General features: G+C 68.6%; 23 protein-coding genes, 2 tRNA genes and 1 riboswitch. Of the genes, 16 read left to right on the plus strand and 9 right to left on the minus strand.

All coding sequences use genetic code 11. The annotated features are described in order from the left end of the window. Window positions 1-2: 2 nt before the first annotated feature. From ACSQ4M_RS24675 to ACSQ4M_RS24700, 6 genes are all read left to right on the plus strand, one after another. Window positions 3-1,463 carry an NAD-dependent succinate-semialdehyde dehydrogenase gene (locus ACSQ4M_RS24675; protein WP_436192040.1) on the plus strand — a complete coding sequence of 487 codons (1,461 nt, stop codon included), beginning with the start codon at window positions 3-5 and terminating at the stop codon, window positions 1,461-1,463. A gap of 137 nt (window positions 1,464-1,600) precedes the next feature. Beyond that, window positions 1,601-1,707, plus strand: a riboswitch (TPP riboswitch). An 86-nt stretch (window positions 1,708-1,793) separates the two neighbouring features. Continuing rightward, window positions 1,794-3,932 carry a TonB-dependent siderophore receptor gene (locus tag ACSQ4M_RS24680; RefSeq protein ID WP_436192041.1) on the plus strand — a complete coding sequence of 713 codons (2,139 nt, stop codon included), beginning with the start codon at window positions 1,794-1,796 and terminating at the stop codon, window positions 3,930-3,932. Window positions 3,933-3,977: 45 nt separating this feature from the next. Beyond that, window positions 3,978-4,053, plus strand: a tRNA-Asn gene (locus ACSQ4M_RS24685). A 17-nt stretch (window positions 4,054-4,070) separates the two neighbouring features. After that, window positions 4,071-4,146: transfer RNA gene (locus ACSQ4M_RS24690), tRNA-Asn, on the plus strand. Between the two features lie 89 nt (window positions 4,147-4,235). After that, the gene (locus tag ACSQ4M_RS24695; RefSeq protein ID WP_436192042.1) at window positions 4,236-4,583 is read left to right on the plus strand and encodes a hypothetical protein; all 348 of its coding nucleotides are present in this window, start codon (window positions 4,236-4,238) and stop codon (window positions 4,581-4,583) included. After that, entirely contained in the window at window positions 4,570-4,803 is a 234-nt protein-coding gene (locus tag ACSQ4M_RS24700; protein ID WP_056673431.1) for a hypothetical protein, read from the plus strand. The genes ACSQ4M_RS24695 and ACSQ4M_RS24700 overlap by 14 nt, the downstream gene beginning before the upstream one ends. A 30-nt stretch (window positions 4,804-4,833) precedes the next feature. On the opposite strand, the gene ACSQ4M_RS24705 is transcribed toward ACSQ4M_RS24700, so the two are convergent. Then, window positions 4,834-5,379 (minus strand): glycine zipper 2TM domain-containing protein, encoded by a 546-nt coding sequence (locus ACSQ4M_RS24705; RefSeq protein ID WP_436192043.1) that lies wholly within the window; start codon window positions 5,377-5,379, stop codon window positions 4,834-4,836. 99 nt (window positions 5,380-5,478) lie between these two features. On the opposite strand from ACSQ4M_RS24705, the gene ACSQ4M_RS24710 reads away from it, so the two are divergent. Both ACSQ4M_RS24710 and ACSQ4M_RS24715 read left to right on the plus strand, forming a co-directional pair. Then, the gene (locus ACSQ4M_RS24710) at window positions 5,479-6,489 is read left to right on the plus strand and encodes an aldo/keto reductase (RefSeq protein WP_436192044.1); all 1,011 of its coding nucleotides are present in this window, start codon (window positions 5,479-5,481) and stop codon (window positions 6,487-6,489) included. A gap of 276 nt (window positions 6,490-6,765) precedes the next feature. Continuing rightward, entirely contained in the window at window positions 6,766-7,398 is a 633-nt protein-coding gene (locus ACSQ4M_RS24715; protein ID WP_056673440.1) for a response regulator, read from the plus strand. A 71-nt stretch (window positions 7,399-7,469) separates the two neighbouring features. On the opposite strand, the gene ACSQ4M_RS24720 is transcribed toward ACSQ4M_RS24715, so the two are convergent. The 3 genes from ACSQ4M_RS24720 to ACSQ4M_RS24730 form a co-directional block, all read right to left on the minus strand. Then, complete coding sequence (locus ACSQ4M_RS24720; RefSeq protein WP_436192045.1) at window positions 7,470-8,207, minus strand: hypothetical protein; 738 nt, start codon at window positions 8,205-8,207, stop codon at window positions 7,470-7,472. 123 nt (window positions 8,208-8,330) lie between these two features. Beyond that, complete coding sequence (locus tag ACSQ4M_RS24725) at window positions 8,331-8,837, minus strand: disulfide bond formation protein B (RefSeq protein WP_436192046.1); 507 nt, start codon at window positions 8,835-8,837, stop codon at window positions 8,331-8,333. Window positions 8,838-8,948: 111 nt separating this feature from the next. Further along, window positions 8,949-9,179, minus strand: a complete 231-nt coding sequence (locus tag ACSQ4M_RS24730) for a hypothetical protein (protein WP_056673449.1) — start codon at window positions 9,177-9,179, stop codon at window positions 8,949-8,951. Window positions 9,180-9,362: 183 nt separating this feature from the next. Between ACSQ4M_RS24730 and ACSQ4M_RS24735 the strand changes: the two genes are divergently transcribed. Beyond that, window positions 9,363-9,959 carry a TetR/AcrR family transcriptional regulator gene (locus ACSQ4M_RS24735; RefSeq protein ID WP_436192047.1) on the plus strand — a complete coding sequence of 199 codons (597 nt, stop codon included), beginning with the start codon at window positions 9,363-9,365 and terminating at the stop codon, window positions 9,957-9,959. Beyond that, window positions 9,956-11,362, plus strand: a complete 1,407-nt coding sequence (locus tag ACSQ4M_RS24740; protein WP_436192048.1) for an MATE family efflux transporter — start codon at window positions 9,956-9,958, stop codon at window positions 11,360-11,362. The genes ACSQ4M_RS24735 and ACSQ4M_RS24740 overlap by 4 nt, the downstream gene beginning before the upstream one ends. Here ACSQ4M_RS24740 and ACSQ4M_RS24745 read toward each other — a convergent pair whose 3' ends face one another. From ACSQ4M_RS24745 to ACSQ4M_RS24760, 4 genes are read right to left on the minus strand one after another with little or no spacing between them, the layout of a single operon-like run. Further along, on the minus strand, window positions 11,363-11,917 hold the full coding sequence (locus tag ACSQ4M_RS24745; protein WP_436192049.1) for an NADPH-dependent FMN reductase: 555 nt from the start codon (window positions 11,915-11,917) through the stop codon (window positions 11,363-11,365). It abuts the gene before it with no gap. A 48-nt stretch (window positions 11,918-11,965) separates the two neighbouring features. Beyond that, the gene (locus ACSQ4M_RS24750) at window positions 11,966-12,751 is read right to left on the minus strand and encodes a MetQ/NlpA family ABC transporter substrate-binding protein (protein WP_436192050.1); all 786 of its coding nucleotides are present in this window, start codon (window positions 12,749-12,751) and stop codon (window positions 11,966-11,968) included. 22 nt (window positions 12,752-12,773) lie between these two features. Next, entirely contained in the window at window positions 12,774-13,445 is a 672-nt protein-coding gene (locus tag ACSQ4M_RS24755; RefSeq protein ID WP_436192051.1) for a methionine ABC transporter permease, read from the minus strand. Further along, entirely contained in the window at window positions 13,438-14,490 is a 1,053-nt protein-coding gene (locus ACSQ4M_RS24760; RefSeq protein WP_436192052.1) for a methionine ABC transporter ATP-binding protein, read from the minus strand. Before ACSQ4M_RS24760 ends, ACSQ4M_RS24755 begins: the two co-directional genes overlap by 8 nt. A gap of 106 nt (window positions 14,491-14,596) precedes the next feature. On the opposite strand from ACSQ4M_RS24760, the gene ACSQ4M_RS24765 reads away from it, so the two are divergent. Beyond that, complete coding sequence (locus ACSQ4M_RS24765; protein WP_436192053.1) at window positions 14,597-15,562, plus strand: DMT family transporter; 966 nt, start codon at window positions 14,597-14,599, stop codon at window positions 15,560-15,562. Here the strand turns inward: ACSQ4M_RS24765 and ACSQ4M_RS24770 are convergent. Further along, on the minus strand, window positions 15,456-16,592 hold the full coding sequence (locus ACSQ4M_RS24770; RefSeq protein WP_436192054.1) for an MFS transporter: 1,137 nt from the start codon (window positions 16,590-16,592) through the stop codon (window positions 15,456-15,458). The genes ACSQ4M_RS24765 and ACSQ4M_RS24770 overlap by 107 nt on opposite strands. Window positions 16,593-16,790: 198 nt before the next feature. Between ACSQ4M_RS24770 and ACSQ4M_RS24775 the strand changes: the two genes are divergently transcribed. The 5 genes from ACSQ4M_RS24775 to ACSQ4M_RS24795 all read left to right on the plus strand — a co-directional run bounded on the left by ACSQ4M_RS24775 (window position 16,791) and on the right by ACSQ4M_RS24795 (window position 21,728). Further along, window positions 16,791-18,014: an ABC transporter substrate-binding protein gene (locus tag ACSQ4M_RS24775; protein ID WP_436192055.1), complete on the plus strand. Its 1,224-nt coding sequence runs from the start codon at window positions 16,791-16,793 to the stop codon at window positions 18,012-18,014. Window positions 18,015-18,214: 200 nt separating this feature from the next. Then, entirely contained in the window at window positions 18,215-19,132 is a 918-nt protein-coding gene (locus ACSQ4M_RS24780; protein WP_436192056.1) for a branched-chain amino acid ABC transporter permease, read from the plus strand. Window positions 19,133-19,309: 177 nt separating this feature from the next. Beyond that, on the plus strand, window positions 19,310-20,272 hold the full coding sequence (locus tag ACSQ4M_RS24785) for a branched-chain amino acid ABC transporter permease (protein WP_436192057.1): 963 nt from the start codon (window positions 19,310-19,312) through the stop codon (window positions 20,270-20,272). Then, a complete protein-coding gene (locus ACSQ4M_RS24790) occupies window positions 20,269-21,018 on the plus strand; it encodes an ABC transporter ATP-binding protein (protein WP_436192058.1) in 750 nt (249 codons plus the stop codon). The genes ACSQ4M_RS24785 and ACSQ4M_RS24790 overlap by 4 nt, the downstream gene beginning before the upstream one ends. Continuing rightward, entirely contained in the window at window positions 21,018-21,728 is a 711-nt protein-coding gene (locus ACSQ4M_RS24795; RefSeq protein WP_436192059.1) for an ABC transporter ATP-binding protein, read from the plus strand. Before ACSQ4M_RS24790 ends, ACSQ4M_RS24795 begins: the two co-directional genes overlap by 1 nt. Window positions 21,729-21,747: the final 19 nt, after the last annotated feature.

Below are 21,747 nucleotides of genomic sequence, written 5' to 3' on the forward strand. Positions count from 1 at the left end.
CCATGCTGCAACTCAAGGACCCCGGCCTGCTGCGCCAGCAGGCCTTCATCGCTGGCGAGTGGAAGGATGCCGACAGCGGCAAGACCACGGCCGTGACCAACCCGGCCAACGGCGAGACCATCGGCACCATCCCCATGTGCGGCACCGCCGAGACCGAGCGTGCGATCGCCGCAGCGGCCGTGGCCCAGCGCGCCTGGCGCGAGGTGCCGGCCAAGGAGCGCGCCGCCGTGCTGCGCAGGCTCAACGACCTCATGCTGGCCCACCAGGACGACCTGGCACTGATCATGACCACCGAGCAGGGCAAGCCGCTGGCCGAGGCCAAGGGCGAGATCGTCTATGCGGCCTCGTTCATCGACTGGTTCGCCGAGGAGGCACGCCGTGTCTATGGCGACACCATCCCTGCCACCAGCGGCGACAAGCGCATCCTCGCGCTCAAGCAGCCCATCGGTGTCACGGCCGCCATCACGCCCTGGAACTTCCCGACCGCCATGCTCACGCGCAAGGCCGGTCCGGCGCTGGCAGCGGGCTGCGCCATGGTGGTCAAGCCGGCCACACAGACGCCCTACTCGGCGCTGGCCTTCGCCGAGCTCGCGGCGCGCGCCGGCGTGCCCAAGGGCCTGCTGTCGGTGCTGACCGGCTCGGCGTCCGAGATCGGCGGCGAGATGACGCGCAGCCCGGTGGTGCGCAAGCTGACCTTCACGGGTTCGACCGAGGTGGGCCGCACGCTGATGCGCCAGTCGGCCGACACCATCAAGAAGCTCTCGCTGGAGCTGGGCGGCAACGCACCCTTCATCGTGTTCGACGATGCCGACATCGACGCCGCTGTCGAGGGCGCGATGGTCTCCAAGTACCGCAACACGGGCCAGACCTGCGTCTGCGCCAACCGCCTGTACGTGCAGCGCGGCGTGCTGGAGCAGTTCACGCAGAAGCTCGTGGCCAAGGTGCGGGCGCTGAAGGTCGGCAATGGCCTGGACGCTGGCGTGACCCAAGGTCCGCTGATCGACGCCAAGGCCGTGGCCAAGATCGAGGAGCACGTGGCCGATGCCGTGGCCAAGGGTGGCCAGGTGCTGACCGGTGGCAAGCGCCATGCGCTGGGCGGTCAGTTCTACGAGCCCACCGTGGTCGGCAATGCCACGGCGGAGATGCTGTTCGCCAAGGAGGAGACCTTCGGCCCGCTGGCGCCGATCTTCACCTTCGACAGCGAGGAAGAGGTCATCGCCCAGGCCAACGACACCGAGTTCGGCCTGGCCGCCTACTTCTACAGCCGCGACATCGGCCGCATCATGCGCGTGGCCGAGCAACTGGAGTCGGGCATGGTGGGCGTGAACACCGGGCTGATCTCCACGGCCGAGGCGCCCTTCGGCGGCGTCAAGCAGTCCGGCCTGGGCCGCGAGGGCTCCAAGTACGGCATCGAGGAGTTCCTGGAGACCAAGTACGTCTGCCTCGGCGGGCTTGACAAGTAGGCCTGGGCACCGCGCCGCCTGCCGCCCGGCACCGGCATCGACCAGCCCATGCGCACGCAGCGCGAGCGCATCCATCCAAACCACGGCCGTCACAAAGCCGAAATAGCTGGCCTAGAATCCTGCCCGCGCCCGCAAGGGCGCTTCGCTAGGGGTGTCGTGCGCTGCCAAGGCAGCGTGTGGCTGAGAAAGTCCCTTTGAACCTGATTGAGGTAATCCTCGCGCAGGGAAGCATTGACCAGATTGGGCCGCGCCACTGCACAGGTGGCCTCTCGCACGGCCATCAGAAGATCCGGCAGGCCGACCTGCTATGACGTCGAAAGCGTTGTGGCAATGAACCGTTTTTCTTTCCGACCGCATGCCCTGGCGGGCGCCGTGGCGGTGCTGTTCGCCTCGGCGACGGGCGCACAGACCACCGCGCCCACGCTGCCCACCGTGCGCGTGGAAGCCAGCCAGCAGGCGCCCCAGGCCGACATCACCGGCTTTGGCGACCAACCACTCAAGGAGTTGCCGATTTCGGCCACCGTGGTCGATGCCCAGGCGCTGCAATCCAGCGGTGCGCGCCGGCTTGCCGATCTGACGCAGTTCGACGCCTCGGTCACCGACGCCTACAACTCGCCCGGCTACTGGGACTACCTGAGCATCCGCGGCTTCACGCTGGACAACCGCTTCAACTACCGGCGCGAAGGCCTGCCGATCAGCGCGGAGACCTCGATCCCGCTGGACAACAAGGAGCGCATCGAGATCCTCAAGGGCACGAGTGGCATCCAGGCCGGCACCAGCGCGCCGGGCGGACTCGTGAACTACGTGGTCAAGCGTCCGACCGAGAAGGACCTGCGCAGCGCCACCGTGGAAGTCTCCGGCCGCGGCGGCGTGCTGGGCGCCATCGACCTGGGCGGGCGCTTCGGCGTGGACCGCGTGTTCGGCTACCGCTTCAACGTGGCGCACGAGACCCTGCGCCCGCGCATCGACGATCTGGATGGCCGACGCAGCCTGGTCGCGCTCGCGACCGACTGGCGCGTGGGCCGCGACACGGTCGTCGAGGCGGAGGTCGAGTGGAGCCACAAGTCGCAGCCCAGCCAGGCCGGCTACAGCCTGCTCGGCAACCGGCTGGCGCCCGTGCCCAGCCCGCACCTGAACCTGAACAACCAGCCCTGGTCGCAGCCCTCGGTGTTCGGCGCGCTGACGGGCACACTGCGCATCGAGCAGGCCTTGAATGCGGACTGGCGCTGGTCGGCGCAGGTGGGGCAGCAGCGCTTGAAGACGGATGACCGGTTGGCGTATGCCTTCGGCTGCAGCGCGGAGAACATCTGGGATCGCTACTGCAGCGACGGCACCTTCGACATGTCGGACTTCCGCAGCGAGAACGAGCAGCGACGGCTGACTGCCGCGCAAGTCAAGCTCAAGGGTCGCCTGGCCACTGGCAGCGCGCAGCACGACCTGGCCTTCGGCGTGCTCGGTTCGCGCCTGCGCAACCGCTTCGAAAACCAGACCTACCAGCCGGTCGGGATCGGCAACGTCGATGGCACTGCCATCACCCCGGCCAATCCGGTGCCGAACGACCAGAGCACCAACCGCGACGAGCGCTCGCTGGAGTTCTCGGCGCAGGACACCATCCGCTGGTCGCCGCAATGGACGACCTGGATGGGCCTGCGCCACACGCGGCTGCACCGCGAGAGCATCCGCACCCTGCTGGATGCCAACAGCGAGCCCAGCCCCACGGACTACGACGCCAGCCTCACCACGCCGTGGATCGCGCAGGGCTACCAGTTCGCCGACGGCCCCCTGCTCTACGCCAGCTACGGCGAGGGCGTGGAATCGCACCTGGTCCCGAACCGCAGTCGTTACCTCAATCCCGGGGTCGCCTTGCCGGTGCGCAAGTCCAGGCAATGGGAGCTCGGCGCCAAGGGCGGCGACGATGCCTGGAACTGGCAACTGGCCTGGTTCCGCATCGTGCGGCCGATGACGAACATCGATACCTGCAGCACCGGCTGCACCGGAGCCTACGACGGCGAGGCGGTCCACCAGGGCTTGGAGGGTACGCTGGGCTGGCGCGGCGGCCCATGGCGCCTCGACGGCGGCGCCACGGCCCTCGATGCCAAGCGCCGCGGCAGCGCGGACGCCTCGCTCAATGGCACCCGCCCCGTCAATGTGCCCAAGCTGGTGCTGCGCGGCCGGGCCTCCTACACCGTCGCCAGCATCCCCGGCCTCGCGCTGGACGGCACCGTGGTGCACGAAGGCCGTCGCTCCGTGCTTCCAGACGCGTCGATCGAGTTGCCCTCGTGGACGCGTGTCGACGCCGCGCTGCGCTATGCGACCAAGCTCGGCGGCACGGCCACGCATTGGACGCTGGGCGTCGAGAACCTGTTCGACCGCCGCTACTACAAGGAGTCGCCGACCCAGTTCGGCCACGTCTACCTGTTCACGGGCGCACCGCGGACTTTGCGGCTCGCGATGCAGGCGGATTTCTAAGCGCCGGAAAGTCGCAAAAAAGACGCTATAATCGTGGGCTACCGTTCCTCAATAGCTCAGTTGGTAGAGCGCCGGACTGTTAATCCGTAGGTCCCTGGTTCGAGCCCAGGTTGAGGAGCCAGAAATTCACCGATCTTTTCCTCAATAGCTCAGTTGGTAGAGCGCCGGACTGTTAATCCGTAGGTCCCTGGTTCGAGCCCAGGTTGAGGAGCCAGAAAGCCAAGGCCCTGCGTCGCACGATGCGGGGCCTTTCGCTTTGTCGCCACGCTTGCATCGGCAGTGTCCGGCCCCATGTACCAGAGCATGAAGACCACGCACTCCACCCTTTCCGAACTCGCACCGGTCCGCGTTCTGGCTGCATTGCTGGAGCGGCTCGAACACAGCGCCATTCCCGTCGATGCAGCCCAGTACCAGGCCGTGGTGGCACGGTTGGATGCAGCGTTGCGCACGGTGAAACCGAGCGATGCACTGCGGGATTTGCTGGCCGAACATCCAGCAGCCTCAGAGTTGTACGAAAATGCGCATTACGAGGTCGCTGGACTGTGCCGCTCGCCACTGGAGTCATCCGTGGCGGCCGAACAGCAGGCCAGGACCGTGATCCAGCGCGCAATGCAAACACCCAGGGAGAGTTCCGCCAATGGCCAAAGCTGAAGTGAAAACCGCAATCTTGGCTGACGGGTTACGCTACAAGACCAAGGTCTCCGGTTCGCCCTTCACCGCAGGTACGTCGATGGGCGGCTCCACGATGTCGTGCTTTCTGTGCGGCAAGCACCGCCTGCGTTCCCAACTGGGCACGCGCAAGGTGATCGGCAAGTCGCAAGCCGTCTGTGCTCCGTCCTGCAAGGAACTGGACGAACTGCTCGCCCGTTGAGCCCGGCGGCGCCTGTGCCGCCCGTTCGTTTCAATGTTCGAAATGGCCGTCGCCACCCCTTGGTGGCGGGCTTGGCTGCGCCTGCATGACGATGCCGGGCTGCAGTGGCGCGGGCACGACCTGCACTGCCAGCGTCGGCCCGGGATCCTGCGGCAACTGAACGCGGTATGACCTGCCGGCGTAGGCGTAGTGCACGTCGTAGGCGACCACCTGCGGCTGCGGCACGCCCTGCAGCGTGCAATGCCGCACCTGCTGCATCTGTGGCGCGGGCCGGCCTTCAATGCGCTCGCCCCACACGGCACCGAGCACCACGCCGAACAGGGTCGCCAGCGCGCGCCCCTCGCCGCTGCCGAAGCGGTTGCCGACGACACCGCCCGCCACCGAACCCAGCAAGGCACCGCCGCCGGTCTCGGCTTGCGGCGCGACCTCCTGCGCGATCCGGCACACCTGCTGCGCGACGGTGCGCTGCTGCACCACGGGCACGGCCGACAGCACCCGGGCCTGCTCCTGTGCGATGGCGGGCGCGGCCGCTCCGGCCGAAGCCGCCAGTACCATGCAGATCCAACGCTTGTTCATCGCGGCAACTCCAGGGCCAAGGCCCTCGGGAACGGAAGCGTCATTATGGTGACGGCCCGACGAGCACGCGCCATTCCCCTGCGTGACACCGGAGCACCCATGCACTACCGCCCTCTCGGCAAGAGTCCCCTGCGCATTTCCACCCTGTGCCTCGGCACGATGATGTTCGGCGACCAGACGGCGCTGGCCGAGGCCAGCGACATCGTCGCGCACGCCCAGGAGCATGGCGTCAACTTCCTCGACACGGCCGATGTCTACAAGCAGGGCGCATCCGAGGAAATGCTGGGCCAGGTCCTGGCGGGCCGGCGTCACCAGTGGATCGTGGCAACCAAGCTGGGCAACAAGATGGCCGATGCGCCCAACCACAGCCACTACTCGCGCCACTGGGTGCTGACCGAGGTGGAGAACAGCCTGCGCCGGCTGCGCACCGACCACATCGACATCTACTACCTGCACCGCGACTACGACGGGCTGGACCTGGAGGAGCCACTGCGCGCGATCGACACCTTGCTGCGCGCCGGCAAGATCCGCTACTGGGGCCTGTCGAACTTCCGCGGCTGGCGCATCGCGGAAGCCGCGCACCTCGCGCAACGCCTGAACATGCCCGGCCCCGCCGTCTGCCAGCCCTACTACAACCTGCTCAACCGCATGCCCGAGGTCGAGATCCTGCCGGCCTGCCGCCAGTACGGGCTGGGCGTCGTGCCCTACAGCCCGATTGCGCGCGGCATCCTGTCGGGCAAGTACCTGCCGGGCACCGCCCCGGACGCGGACAGCCGCGTGGGCCGCGGCGAAAAGCGTGTGATGGAAACCGAGTTCCGCGATGAATCGCTGCAGGTCGCGCAAACGCTGCAAGCCCATGTGCAGCACCGCGGCATCACGCTCGCGCAGTTCGCGACGGCCTGGGTGCTGGGCAGTGGCACGGTGTCCTCGGTCATCGCCGGCCCGCGCACGCTGGCGCAATGGAAGGACTACCTGCCCGCCCTGGACTATGCCCTCACCGCCGAGGACGAGGCCATCGTCAACCGGCTCGTTCCGCCCGGCCACCCCTCCACGCCAGGCTACACCGACCCGTCCTATCCCGTGGTCGGCAGACAGGCCCGGGCGGGCTGAGAACAGCACGGGCGAACACGACAAATGTCACGCCTGGCCCGACGGACTGCAGCGCGATGTCTTGTGGCTGCCATGGGCGCGGCCTACATTCACGGCGACGGCGGTGCGGCCAGTGCCCGCACCAGACAGATTGGCAGTCCAACGTGCCGACGCCGTCGCCAGATTCCGCTGCGCGCCCTGCGCAGCCCTGATTTGGCCGCTGTCCTACAGACGCCCCAGTGCGGCCAAAGTACAACCCCTTCCATAGCAACAACACGCTTCACCGGAAGGAGCCAGATGATCAAAGTCGGCATCGTGGATGACCACGCCATCGTGCGTTCAGGTCTGCGGCAGTTCTTCTCGGACCACGTGGATCTGCGCGTGGTCGGCGAAGCCGCCAGCGGTCGCGAAGCCATCGACCTGGTCCGCAACACAGAGATGGATGTGCTGCTGATGGACCTGTCCATGCCAGGACAAACCGGCATCGACGTGCTCGCCATGATCCGTGCCAAGGCGCCGGATCTCGGCATCCTGATCCTCTCGGGCTATCCGGAGGAACACTACGCGATGAACCTGATCCGCCAGGGTGCCAGCGGCTACCTGAACAAGGAATGCGATCCCATGGAGATCGTCAACGCGATCCGCACGGTCGCCATGGGGCGGCGCTACATCACCCCTGCCGTGGCCGAGTTGCTGGCCCAGCAGATCAACCGCAAGGGCGACGAGGCGCCGCACGAGCAGCTGTCCGAGCGTGAGTTCCAGGTGTTCCTGAAGCTGGCCAAGGGCGAGACCGCAGGCGACATCGCCAAGACCTTGTCGCTGAGCGTGAAGACGGTCAGCACCTACCGCACGCGGCTGATGGAAAAGCTCAACCTGAGCTCCAACAGCGACCTGACCTACTACGCGCTCAAGAACAAGCTGATCGATTGATCGGCGACCACGCCAAAGAAAAAGGGGCTCGCACACCGAGCCCCTTTTTCATGCCACGGAGAACCGCGGGCTCAACCCCAGCGCACGTCGCCATCCTCCGCCGCCGGCTGCACGTCGAACTGCAAGCGCACGGTCTGCGGGCCCCATTGCAGGCGCACGCCCTCGGCCTGCGCCAGCGCCTCCACGTCCGACCAGGTCAGCAGCCGGTAGGCCTTGGCGCGTTGTGCCGGGTCTTCGGCATCGGGCATGGGCTGCAGCGACATCGAGAGATTCGCCACCATGCCGTCGACGCCAGCCTCAATGCGCACTTGGGCTGGCATGGCCGCGGCGTCCGTCAGCGCCATCAGGCAAGCCGGCACCAGCGTGCGCAGGCCCAGGCGCGCGACGCGCGCGCTCTCTGCCTGGGTCGCGTCCACCACCGTGAAGCCGCGGAACGACAACTCGGTGGTCAGCAGATGCAGGCAGTCGGCGACCCCTTCGTTCAACGCGACCTGCTCGCCCTCGTGCGGCGCCAGCCAACCCATCAAGGCCACGCATTCGCTGCTGGCCGAGCGGGCCAGCGTGTTCATCTCGCTGCAATTGCGCCGCAGGGCTTCCAGGTTGGGCGCCGGCGCCTGCACGCGCCGCTCCACCAGCGAGGCGATCATGCTGACCGGCTGCAGCGATCCCGCGATCTGGTGCCGGATGGCCGAACCCATCCGGCGCAGCACTGCGTAGCGGGCTGCTTCCTGGGCCATGGACAGCGCGTTGTCGTCCGCCAGGCTGGCTGGCGGCACGGCTTCGAGAGCATGCAACGCGGCTGATGACATGAACCAACACTCCCCATTTGAATCGATGCGGCTACGGTAGCGCACGACCCGGCAGTTGCGGTCAGGTTTGGGCACCAGCCTCTGTAGGCCGACGCCGACACCTCTTGCAACAGATGTGGAGGTTCAGCGGGCCACGCTGCGGCGCCACAGGAGTGCCAGCATCGCCACGCCGATGGCGACAAAGCACAGGAAAGACCAATTGGCGATCGAGCCGCCCAGGAAGGTCCAGTCGACCGCCGCGCAATCGCCGCCGCCGGCGAAGATCATGGGCACGGCGCGCTTGAGCGGGAAGGTTTCGATCATGCCGTAGAAGTCGCGGCCGCAGCTCGCGACCTCTGGCGGATACCACTGCAGCCAGGTCTGCCGCGCTGCGACGAAGGCGCCGAAACCGGCGATCAGCAAGGTCAGCAGGCCGCCGGCCAGGTGGGCGCCGCGCGAACGCAGCATGGCGGTAAGCCCTGCCACGACGGCCACGAGCACGAGTGCGTAGCGTTGCACGATGCACATGGGACAGGGCTCCAGGCCCAGGCCATGCTGCAGGTACAGGCCAAAGCCCAGCAAGGCGATACAGAACAGACTCACCAGGGCCAGCACGGTACGCGGTGCCTGGTCCAACATTCGCAGCAGCATTCCCACCCTTTCTTGCGACGCTTCTTGTGGCGCGCGCCCTCCGGCGGAGGGCATCACGGTATTGTCGGCGATGGGATTGCGGCGGCCGGGCTTTGGTTCCCGGCCCGGGCTTCAATCGTCGCGGCGCCAACGCCGGCCGTCGCGGTAGCCGTAGCCGCGGTCGTCGTCGTAGCGGGGCCGGCCCTCGTAGCCCGGGCGCACGATCACGACCGGCGGCCCGACCACGGGGGGCGCCACCACCACCGGGCGACGGTGGCCGTAGTAGCCCGGGCCGACGGGCGCCACCACGCAGCCGCTCAGCGCAGCAGCGGCCAGCACGGCAAGCAGGGACAGACGTTTCATGCGGATCTCCAACAGAGCGGAACGAGATGCGCATTCAACGGCCCGGCGCCCGCTCCGCCGACATCCGGCGCATGAAGTTCTGTAAAGAGCGGTAGCCGCGCGTTCGTCCAAAAACATGATGATCAACATCTATTCCATGATCCGATTTATGATGTCTGTCATTTATCTGAAATGGAGCGTCGCATGCCACGCGTATCCCAGCAACAGACCGACCAGAACCGCATCGCGATCGAGAAGGCCTCCGCGCGCCTGTTCCGCGAAAAGGGCCTGCACGGCGTCAGCGTCGCCGAGGTGATGGCCGCGGCCGGCCTCACGCATGGCGGTTTCTATGGCCATTTCTCTTCCAAGGAAGGCCTGGCCGCCGTGGCGTGCGCCAAGGCCTTCGAACATTCCGGTGCGCGCTGGGACCAGCGTTTCGCCGAACTGCCCGAGCGCAAGGACCGCCGCCAGGCCTATGTCGAAGGCTATCTGTCCACGGCCACACGCGACCGCCCCGGCAACAGCTGCACGGCCGCCGCGCTGGCCGGCGACGTGGCGCGCGCCGATGCCGACGCACCCGTGCGCGCGGCCTACCTGGACGGCGTGAAATCCATGGCCGCGCGCCTGGCCAGCCTGCAGCCCGACGCCGGCACGTCCGAAGCCGAGCAGCGCGCGCTGGCCGACGTGGCCACGCTGGTCGGCGCGCTGCTGTTGTCGCGCGCCACCAAGGGAGACCCGATCTCCGAAGCGCTGCTGGCCAGCGCACGCACGCGCCTGCTGCAGGAAGGCGCGCAACCATGAGCGCCGTTCCCGCCACCCCGGCGGCCGCGGCCGCACCCGGCAAGGCCGCACTCGCCGCCCAGGCCCGCTCCCAGCGCCTGCTGCACGGCCCGGTGCTGGCCACCTTGCTGCTGCTGGCCGCGCCCAACCTGGTCGTGATGCTGGCTCAGGCCGCCGCCAACTTCCTGGAGAGCTACTTCGTCGGCCTGCTGGGCGTGGACGCGCTGGCCGGCGCGGCGCTGGTGTTCCCGCTGGTTATGCTGATGCAGACCATGTCGGCCGGCGGCATGGGCGGGGGCATCTCCTCGGCCATTGCACGCGCCATTGGCGCTGGCGACACGCACAAGGCGCAGGCGCTGGCGCTGCACGCGCTGGTCATCGCGCTGGCGTTCGGCGTGGCCTGCATGCTGGGCGGGCTGCTGGGCGGGCCGCTGCTGTACCGCGCCATGGGCGCCACGCCGGCCGTGCAGGAGACCGCCCTCGCCTACTCCAACGCGATCTTCGTCGGCGCCGTGTTCCTGTGGCTGGCCAATGGCATGGCCAGTGTGTTGCGCGGCAGCGGCAACATGGCGCTGCCGGCGATGGTGCTGTCCGGCGGCGTGCTGCTCCTGCTGCTGGCCTCGCCCGTGCTGATCTTCGGCTGGGGGCCGGTGCCGGCCCTGGGCATCACCGGCGCGGGGCTGGCGCTGGTGGTCTATTACGTCGCCGCGGCGGCGGTGATGCTGGTGGCGGTCTGGCGCGGCAACGGCGGCGTGCAACTGCGGCTGCACCACCGGCTGCACTGGCCGCTGTTCCGCGACATCCTGGGCGTGGGCGCGCCCGCCATCGTCAACAACGTCACGCTCAACCTGTCGGTGCTGACGGCCACGGCGCTGGTCAGTCCGCTCGGCAGCCACGCACTGGCCGGCTTCGGGCTGGGTATCCGACTCGAATACCTGCAGATCCCGATCGTGTTCGGTTTCGGGGCGGCCATGGTCACCATGGTGGGCATGAACACCGGCGCGGGCCAGCGCGTGCGCGCGCGTCGCGTGGCGTGGACGGGGGCACTGCTCGCCGCGGCCGTCACTTCGCTGGTGGGCCTGGCCGCCGCGCTGTTCCCGGCCGCCTGGCTGGGCCTGTTCACGCACGACCAGGAGGCGATCCGCGTCGGCACGCAGTACCTGCGCACCGTGGGGCCGGCCTATGGGCTGTTCGGGCTCGGCTTGTCGCTCTACTTCGCCTCGCAGGGCGCACGCCGCATGGGCTGGAGCATCGTGGCCGGCGCAGCGCGCTTGCTGGTGGTGTACCTGGCCGGGCATCTGGCGCTGCACCTGGGGGCGGGCCTGCCTACGCTGCTGGCGATCATGGTCGCAGCCCTGGTGTTCTATGCGCTGCTGAATGCCTGGCCCTGGTTTGCGCGGCCGCAGGACCGGCCGCGCGGCTGATCAGCCCGCGGTGTGCAGCCGCACCCAGGCCAGGTACTTGTCGAGCCAGCCCTGCAGGAAGGCGCGGCTGGCCTCGCCGATGCTGCCGTCGGCATTGAACAGGCCGTCCTTGGCCTGCACGAAGGCCTCAGGCTGGCCCAGGGTGGGCACGTCCAGGTAGGCCAGCACATTGCGCAGGTGCTGCTGCGCCAGGGCCGTGCCGATGGCGCCGACCGACACGCCGATCACGCCCGCGGGCTTGCCCGGAAACGCGCTCTTGCCATAGGGCCGCGAACCGTGGTCCAGCGCGTTCTTGAGCACGCCCGGGATCGAGCGGTTGTACTCGGGCGTCACGAACAGCAGGCCCTGCGCCGACTGGATTTCCGCCTTCAGCCGGGTGACGCTGGCAGCCGGGCTGCCGTCGTCGTCCTGGTTGTACAGCGGCAGGTCGTCGATGCGCACCTGCTCGAACGTCACATCGCTGGGCGCGAGCTTGGCCAGCGCAACGGCCAGCTTGCGGTTGAACGAGTCCTTGCGCAGGCTGCCGACGACGACGGCGATCTTGATCTGGGCCACGGGGCTGTCCTTTCAGAAGTGGTGAAGGGCGCCCACCTTAGCCCAGAATCAAAAACCTGCGAGCACCGCGCCCTTGAACTCGGTCTGGATGAACTTGCGGATCTCGTCGGAGTGGTAGGCCTTGACCAGCTTGCCGACCCAGGGCTTGTCCTTGTCCTGCTCGCGCACCACCAGCACGTTCACGTAGGGCGACTTGGCGCTCTCCTGCGCGATCGCGTCCTTGCCCGGGTTCAGGCCGGCCGACAGCGCGAAGTTGGTGTTGACGGCCGCCGCGTCCAGGTCGTCCAGCGAGCGCGCCAGTTGGGCAGCCTCGAGTTCGACGAACTTCAGCTTCTTGGGGTTCTCGACCACGTCCAGCGGCGTGGCCTTCAGGCCGGCGGATGGCTTGATCTTGATCAGCCCCTTGTCCTGCAGCACCAGCAGCACGCGGCCGCCGTTGGTTGGGTCGTTCGGAATGCCGAAGCGCGCGCCTTCCCTGAGGTCCTTCAAGTCCTTGACCTTCTTGGAGTACAGGCCGATCGGGTAGTTGACGGTCTGCGCGACGGACACAAGCTTGTAGCCCCGGTCCTTGACCTGCAGGTCCAGGAAGGGCTGGTGCTGGTAGCTGTTGGCGTCCAGGTCGCCGGCTGCCAGCGCGGCATTGGGCTGGATGTAGTCGCTGAACTCGACGATCTGGATCTTCAGCCCGTCCTTCTCGGCGATGCGCTTGACCTGCTCGAAGATCTGCGCGTGCGGGCCGGCCGTGACGCCAATCTTGAGTGGCTTGTCCTGCGCGATGGCGGTGGAGGCCAGCAGCGCGAGTGCGATGGTGGAAATGAATGTACGTTTTTGCATGGAAAGCTCCTGAAGAAATCAATCAATGGCGGATGCGGCGCACCAGCCAGTCGCCGGCGCTCTGCACCAGCTGCACGAAGACGATCAGCACGAGGACCACGGCGGCCATGACCTCGGGCAGGAAACGCTGGTAGCCGTAGCGGATACCCAGGTCGCCCAGGCCGCCGCCACCGATCGCGCCGGCCATGGCCGAGAAGCCCGTCAGGCTCACCAGCGTGATCGTCAGCGCCGCCACGATGCCGGGCAACGCCTCGGGCAGCAGCACCTTCCAGACGATCTGCGACGTGGTGGCGCCCATGGCCTGGGCGGCTTCGACGAGGCCGTGGTCGACCTCGCGCAGCGCCGTCTCCACGAGCCGGGCCACGAAGGGCGCGGCCGCCAGCGTGAGCGGCACCACGGCCGCGGCCGTGCCGATGGACGAGCCCGTCACGAAGCGCGTGAACGGGATGATCGCCACCAGCAGGATGATGAAGGGCGTGGAGCGCACTGCATTGACGATGCCGCCCACGACACGGTTGACGGGCGCGTTCTCGCGCACGCCGCCGCGGTCGGTCAGGCGCAACAGCACGCCCAGCGGCACGCCGATCAGCGCACCGGCCAGGCCCGAGATGCCGACCATCACCAGCGTCTCCCACATCGACGTGGCGAACAGGTCCAGCAGGGGGCCGTTGAAGGTCTCGAGGAAATCAAACATGGGCACTCTCCTGCGCCAGCGGTTGGACGTTCACGCCGGCCTGGCGCAGGTGCGCGATGCCGGCCTGCAGTTGGTCGGCCGCGCCGCGCGCGAACACCGCCAGCTGGCCGAAGGGCTGGCCCTGCACCTCGTCGATCTGGCCATGCAGGATGGACAGGTCCAGCCCGAAGCGGCGCACCAGCTCGGTCAGCAGCGGTTGGTCGGCGCCATCGCCCGCGAAGGCCAGGCGCAGGCCCTGCCCTTCGCCGGCAGGGCTCGCGCCCATCAGCGTGCGCAGGCGCGCCAGCACCGAGTCGGGCAGCTCCTGCGGCACGATCTCCTCGATCAGGCTGCGCGTGGTGGCGTGCTGCGGCCTGGAGAACACATCGATCACGCGGCCCTGCTCCACGATGCGGCCCGCGTCGATCACGGCCACGCGCTCGGCCACCTGCTTGATGACCTGCATCTGGTGCGTGATCAGCACGATGGTCAGGCCGAACTCCTGGTTGATCTGGCGCATGAGGCCCAGGATGGAGCGCGTGGTCTCCGGGTCCAGTGCCGAGGTCGCCTCGTCCGACAGCAGCACCTTGGGCCGGTTGGCCAGCGCCCGGGCGATGCCCACGCGCTGCTTCTGCCCGCCGCTGATCTGGGACGGATGCCGCCTGGCCAGCGCCGACAGGCCGACCAGTTCCAGCAGCGGATCCACCCGCTTCTTGATCTCGCCATCGGACAGGCCCGCGATCTCCAGCGGCAGCGCCACGTTGTCGTAGACCGTGCGCGAACTCAGCACATTGAAATGCTGGAACACGATGCCGATCTCGCGCCGCGCGATGCGCAGCGCGGCCTCGGGCAGCGTCGTCATCTCGCGGCCGTCCACCAACACCTGCCCGGCCGTCGGCCGGTTCAGCAGGTTGATCACGCGCACCAGCGAGCTCTTGCCCGCGCCGCTGCGGCCGATGATGCCGAACACCTCGCCCCCCGCCACCTCCAGGTCGATGCCGCGCAGCGCCTGTACCGGTCCGCTGCTACCCTGGTAGGTCTGGGTGATACCCCTCAACTCGATCATTGCTTGCACTGGCCTCCACAACGGTGGAAACCCTTATTCACTGGAAGGGGCGTGAATCTACGCTCTTTCTTATAAAACTCATAAGAATATAAAGTTCATTGCTTATATGAGACCGAACGGAATCCTGCTCCACGTGCTGGGTTTGTGGGTGTTGTCGGGGTTGGACGCCAGCGGCAAGTACCTCGCGCTGCTGGGTGTGCCGGTGCTGCTCGTGGCCTGGGTGCGCTATGCCGTGCACACGGCCTTGTCCAGCGCCATCCTGCTGCCGCGTCGCGGGCTCGGCCTGCTGCGCACCCGCTCGCTGCGCGGACAGCTGCTGCGCGGCGTGCTCATGATCGGCTCCACGCTGCTGTTCTTTTCGGTCTTGAAGCGTGTGCCGCTGGCCGAGGCCACGGCCATGAACTTCATGGCGCCGATCTTCCTGCTCGCGCTGGCACCCTGGCTGCTGCACGAACCGCACCGGCTGCACCGCTGGCTGGGCGTGGCGCTGGGATTCGCCGGCATGCTGCTGGTGGTGCGGCCGGGGGCGGGGCTCGACACCGTCGGCGTGCTGCTGGGCGTGGCCACGGCGCTGACCTTCGCCGCCTTCCAGATCGCCACGCGCCGGCTGGCCGGCGACGATCCGCTGACAACCAACTACTACGGCGGCCTGGTCGGCACCGTGGCACTGACGCCGCTGCTGCCCTGGGTCTGGGAGCTGCCGGCGCTCACCGCAGGGCAATGGGTGCTGCTGCTGTCCACCGGCGTCACCGGCGCCATCGGCCACGGCCTGCAGTCAGCCGCCTACGCGCGCACGCCGGCCACGCTGCTCGCGCCGTACAGCTACCTGCAGATCCTCTCAGCCGTAGGCCTGGGCTGGGCCGTGTTCGGCCAGCTGCCGGACGCCACCACGGCGCTGGGCATCGCCTGCATCTGCGGCGCCGGCATCGGCGTGACGTTGGTCGAACGCCAGTTCAATCGCCGTCTCAAGCAGCCAATGCGCGCCGCGCCAGTGCCGCCTGCAGCAGCGCACAGCCCACGACCAGCCCCAGCGCCACCGTCAGCGAACTGCCATGGGCCACGAAGCCGATGATGGACGGCCCGACCATGAAGCCGCAGTAGCCCAATGAGGCCACGGCCGAGATGCCCTGCGCCGGCGCCACGCCCGGCACCTGCGCCGCGGCGCTGAACAGCACCGGCACCACGTTGGCCAGGCCCACGCCCACCAGCGCGAAGCCGGCCAGCGCCAGCGGCACGCTGGGCGACAGCAGCACCCCGGCCAGTGCCACGGCCGCCATGCAGGCGCTGGCGCGCAGCAGGCCCACGGAGGACCAACGCGCGCGCAGCCGGTCGCCCACGAAGCGCGTGGCCGCCATCGCGGCCGAGAAGCTGGCATAGGCCAGCGCGGCTTGCTGCTGCGGCGCGCCGCGCTCGCTGGCCAGGAACAGCACGCTCCAGTCGTAGATCGCGCCCTCGACCACGAAGCCCAGCGCCGCGAGCAGGCCCACCAGCGCCAGCCGCCCGCGCGGCAGCACGAAACGCCCGTGCGCTTCCTCCGCTGCGGCCGGCCCCGGCTGCATCTGCCGCACGCTCCAGCCCACCAGCAGCATGCTGGACACGGCCACCGCGAGCAGCTGCAGATTCGGCGCCATGCCGGCCGTGAACAGCAGCCCGCCCACGCCCGCCCCCACCATGCCGCCCAGGCTGAACATGCCGTGGAAGGCGCTCATGAGCGGCCGGCCGGCCTGGCGTTCGAGCTCGGAGGCGTCGGCGTTCATGGCCACGTCGAGCAGGCCCGTGGCCAGACCGAACAGGCCCAGCAATCCCCACAGCAGTACCAAATGCGGCATGTGCAGCAACAGCACCAGGGCCAGCGCCGACAGCAGCGCGCCCCACCCCGCCACGCGGCGCGCACCATGGCGCGCGATCAGCCAGCCGGCCTGCGTGAGCCCCAGCACCGAACCCACACCGGCCGCCAACACCAGCCCGCCGATGGCGCCCACACCCAGGCCGTAGACCGCCTTGACCGTGGGGATCTGCACGCCCCAGGTGGCGAACATGAATCCAGCCGCAAAAAACAAAAAGCGCGCAGCCCAGTGCGCGCGCACAGTCGAAGAAGTCATGGCGCCGACGATAGCCGAGCGGCATGACAGCACCCGGCCTGAACCCCTGCCACCGCGGCGCAGCAGCCACGGAAACCCAGCGCTCGACACCCGATCAAGTAGGCCGCGTCGCACACGTCCGTGACGCAGCAGCCATGGTGCCCTCCGGGTAAGCCACCACGGTTGTCGTACTCTTTTAGTGAACAATGCGGCCCGCCGATGGCGCGCCGCGCGCTCCAGTCCGTCGGCCAGACCAACGACCAGGAGATCGACTTGAAACCCACGCTTCTCGCCGGCGCGCTCGCAGCCATCGCCTTCGGCCTCGCAGCGCCTGCCCAGGCCCAGACCCCCGTCAAGATCGGTTTCATGGCCGAGCTCTCGGGCCCACAGGCTGCGCTGGGCCAGGACATGCTGGACGCCTTCATGCTGGTGGTGGAGCAGAACGGCGGCAAGCTCGGCGATGTGCCGGTCAATGTGCTGCGGCGCGACAGCCAGCTCAAGCCCGAAGTCGCCAACCAGATCGCCGACGAACTGATCGAGAAGGAGAAGGCGCCCATCGTCGCCGGCATCACCTTCTCCAACATCATGATGGCCGTGAGCAAGAAGCTGACCTCGGCCGGCGTGGTCGTGGTCGGCGGCAACGCCGGCCCCGCGCCGCTGGCAGGCGCCCAATGCGCGGCCAATCTGTTCATCGTCTCCAAGCAGAACGACCAGTTCGCCGAGGCCATGGGCAAGTACGCCAGCGACAAGGGCTACAAGCGCATCATCGCGATGACGCCCAACTACCAGGCCGGCAAGGACTACGTGGCCGGCTTCAAGCGCGTCTACAAGACCCCGCTGGCCGACGAGATCTACACGCCTTTGACGCAGCTCGACTTCTCGGCCGAACTCTCGCGCATCGCGGCCGAGAAGCCCGATGCGGTCTACGCCTTCTACCCGGGCGGCCTGGGCGTGGCCTTCGTGCGCGCCTACCAGCAGGCGGGCCTCACGGCCAAGATCCCGCTGCTGACCGTGTCCACCGCCGACGGCACCACGCTGCCCGCGCTCAAGGACAGCGCGCTGGGCGTGATGTCGGCCTCGGCCTGGGGCCCGGACCTGCCGAACCCGGCCAACCAGAAGTTCGTCGCCGACTTCGAGGCCAAGTACAAGCGCACGCCGTCCGAGTACGCCGCCCAGTCCTACGACGCGGCGCTGCTGATCGACTCGGCCCTGCGCAAGACCAAGGGCAGCACCGACAAGGCCGCGCTGCAGACCGCGCTGAAGGCGGCCGACTTCAAGTCCGTGCGCGGCAACTTCAGCTTCGGCGCCAACAACTTCCCGGTGCAGGACTTCTACGTGTTCGAGGTGGCCAAGGACGCCAAGGGCAACGCCAACCTCAAGACGGTCAGCAAGCAGCTCACGGCGCACAAGGATGCCTACGCCCAAGACTGCCCGATGAAATGAAACCACCCCCGTTTGGACTTCGCACTGCGTGTAGAAGTCCCATCCCCCCTCCAGGGGGCCCACCCGGCGGCCTGGCAGAGCCAGTTCCGCGGCTGCGCTGGCATGGCCTGCTCCGCGGCCTCCCGACCAGCGGCTTGCGAGCCGGCTTCGTGTCCTGCGGGCGGCGCGACAGTGCAATAGACACCTGAGATGAGTCCGTCTTGATCTGGAGCCTGTTCTTCTCCCAGCTGCTGAACGGGGTGCAGCTCGGGATGCTGCTGTTCCTGCTGTCGGCCGGCCTCACGCTGGTGTTCGGCATCATGAACTTCATCAACCTGGCGCACGGCTCCTTCTACATGCTGGGCGCCTACTTCGCGGCGGCCGCGCTCGCGCGCACGGAATCCTTCCTGCTCGCCGGCCTGGCCGGCATCGGCGGCGCCATGCTGCTCGCGTTCGCGATCGAGCGGCTGGCGCTGCGCCGGCTCTACACGCGCGACCACCTGGACCAGGTGCTGGCCACGCTGGGCCTGATCATGTTCTTCAACGAGGTGGTGCGCATGGTCTGGGGCGCGCAGCCCGTGTTCACGTCGCAGCCGGCCTGGCTCGGTGGTTCGCTGCAGTTCGGCGACTTCAGCTACCCAGCCTACCGGCTCATGATCATCGTGGCCGGGCTGCTGGTGGCCGCCGGCATCCACCTGCTGATCCATCGCACGCGCGTGGGCATGCTGGTGCGCGCCAGCTCCACGCATCCCGACACCGTGGCCGCGCTGGGCGTCAACGCGCGGCTGCTCAACACCTTGCTGTTTTCGGTCGGCGCGGGCCTGGCGGCGCTGGCCGGCTGGCTGGTCGGCCCCATCGTCTCGGTGCAGTCGGGCATGGGCGACAACGTGCTGATCCTCGCGCTGGTCGTCATCGTGATCGGCGGCATCGGCTCCATCCGCGGCGCCTTCTACGCGGCGCTGCTGGTCGGGCTGGTGGACACCATGGGGCGGGCCTACATGCCGCAGATCACGCGGCAGTTCTTCGAGCGCAACGTGGCCGACGCGGCCGGGCCGGCGCTGGCCTCCATGCTGATTTATTTGTTCATGGCCGTGATCCTGGCGGTCAAGCCGGCGGGGCTGTTTCCGGTGCGGCGATGAGATTGAGCTGGCATGTTGAGGTTGCGCAGGACCACGCCGACGGTGTGCTCCACTCCGCGAATGTCCCCCGCCCCGGGCCGCCTGCGGCCCAGGCTGGGGACATTCGCGGAAGGGGCCACCCGGTGGCCTCGGCCCGCGCACCACGCCTGCGCCAGATCCTGTTGCAGGCACGACGAGATGTTTCCTGAATCCCTCTCCTGGCGTTCACCACGCGCCTGGCTGGCCGCGGCCATCGTCCTTCTGATGTTGCTGGTGCCGCTGTTCGCGCAGTGGGCCGGCTCCAGCTTCTACCTGGGTTTCGCCACGCGCATCGTGGTGTTCGCCATCGCCGCCAGCGGGCTCAACCTGGTGCTGGGCTACGGCGGCATGGTCAGCCTGGGCCATGCGCTGTACGTGGGCCTGGGTGCCTACGTGGTCGGCATCGCGGCCTTCCACGGGCTCACCAACGGCTGGGCCCAGCTCGGCATCGCGCTGGTGCTGGCGGCCGGTGTGGCGGCCGCCACCGGCCTGGTGTCGCTGCGCACGCGCGGCATCGGCTTCATCATGATCACGCTGGCCTTCGGCCAGATGTTCTATTTCCTCGCCGTCAGCCTCAAGCCCTACGGCGGCGACGACGGCCTGCCGCTCACCGAGCGCAGCCAGCTCGCGCCGCTGCCCACACTGGACGGCAAGGTGGCGCTGTACTACCTCGCGCTGGCCGTGCTGTTCGCCGTGATGCTGCTGGTCTGGCGCGCCGTGCACAGCCGCTTCGGCATGGTGCTGCGCGGCTTGCATGCCAACGAGCGGCGCATGCTGGCGGCCGGCCATCCGCGGCTACGCTACCAGCTCACGGCCTATGTGCTGTCGGCCCTGGTCTGCACGCTGGCCGGCGTCCTGCAGGGCAACCTCACGGCCTTCGCCTCGCCCTCCTACCTGTCCTGGCAGGCCTCCGGCGAGCTGATCCTGATCGTCGTGCTGGGCGGCATGGGCACGGTCATGGGGCCGCTGGTCGGCGCCGTGGTGCTGCTGGTGCTCGAAGAGGCGCTGTCGGGCTGGACGCAGCACTGGATGGCCATCCTGGGGCCGCTGATCCTGCTGGTCGCGCTGGTGTCGCGGCGCGGCATCTGGGGCGTGGTCACGCAGTGGGAGAAGCGGCGATGAACCCGGCCTTTCTGGCCGTCGAGGGACTGGTCAAGCGCTTCGGCGGCCTCACCGCCACCGACCGGCTGGAACTGGCCCTGGCGCCGGGCGAGACGCACGCGCTGATCGGCCCGAACGGCGCCGGCAAGACCACGGTCATGGGCCAGCTGACCGGCGAGCTGCTGCCCGACGCCGGCCGCGTGCTCTACGACGGCCAGGACATCACGCACTGGTCCGTGCCCCGGCGCGCGCTGGCCGGCATCGCGCGCAGCTACCAGATCACGCAACTGCTGCACGGCTTCTCGGTGCTGGAGAACGTGATGCTCGTGGTGCAGGCACGCAGCGGCCATTCCTTCGGCGCCTGGACGCCCGTGCACCGCCAGCGCGCGCTGACCGAACCTGCCCTGCAGGCCCTGGCCCAGGCCGGCCTGGCCGGGCGCGCGCAGGACGACGTGATGGCCCTGGCCCATGGCGAGCACCGCCAGCTGGAACTGGCCATGGCCCTGGCCATGCAGCCGCGCCTGCTGCTGCTGGACGAGCCGCTGGCCGGCATGAGCCAGGGCGAGTCGGCCCGCATGGTCGAACTGCTGCAAGGCCTCAAGGGCCGCTACACCATGCTGCTCGTGGAGCACGACATGCAGGCCGTGTTCAGCCTCGCCGACCGCGTGAGCGTGCTGGTCTACGGCCGCGCCATCGCCTGCGGCACGCCGGGCGAGGTGCAGGCCGATCCGGCGGTGCGCCAGGCCTACCTCGGAGACGACCACTGATGGCCGCACTGCTCCAGGTCCAGGGCCTGCAGGCCGGTTACGGCGCCAGCCGCGTGTTGCACGGCATCGACCTCACCGTCGGCGACGGGCGCATCGTCACGCTGCTGGGCAAGAACGGCATGGGCAAGACCACCACGCTCAAGAGCGTGATGGGCCTCGTGCCCAAACAGGCCGGCAGCGTGCAGTTCGCCGGGCGCGACACCACGCGCATGGCCGCCTTCGAGGCCGCGCGCCTGGGGCTGGGCTGGGTGCCCGAAGGCCGCCAGGTCTTCCCCACGCTCACGGTGCAGGAGAACCTCGTGGCCACGGCCGCCAACCGGCATGGTGCGGCCGAGCCCTTCACCCTGCAGCGCGTCTACGACTTCTTTCCGCGCCTGGCCGAGCGCGCCGGCAACCTGGGCAACCAGCTCTCCGGCGGCGAGCAGCAGATGCTGGCCATCGGCCGCGCGCTCATGACCAACCCCCGGCTGCTGATCCTGGACGAGGCCACCGAAGGCCTGGCGCCGCTGGTGCGCGCCGAGATCTGGCGCGTGCTGGGCGCGCTGCGCGCCACCGGCATGGCCATGCTGGTGGTGGACAAGAACCTGGGCGCGCTGCTGGAGCTGGCCGACCAGCATGTGGTGCTGGAAAAGGGCCGCATCGTCTGGCAGGGCGACGGCGCCGCGCTGCAGGCCGACCGCGCCACCGTCCAGGGCCACCTGGGCATCTGAATCGCTTGATCACAATGGC

Source organism: Pseudorhodoferax sp. LjRoot39 (assembly GCF_964253035.1).
Taxonomy (GTDB): Bacteria; Pseudomonadota; Gammaproteobacteria; order Burkholderiales; family Burkholderiaceae_C; genus Pseudorhodoferax.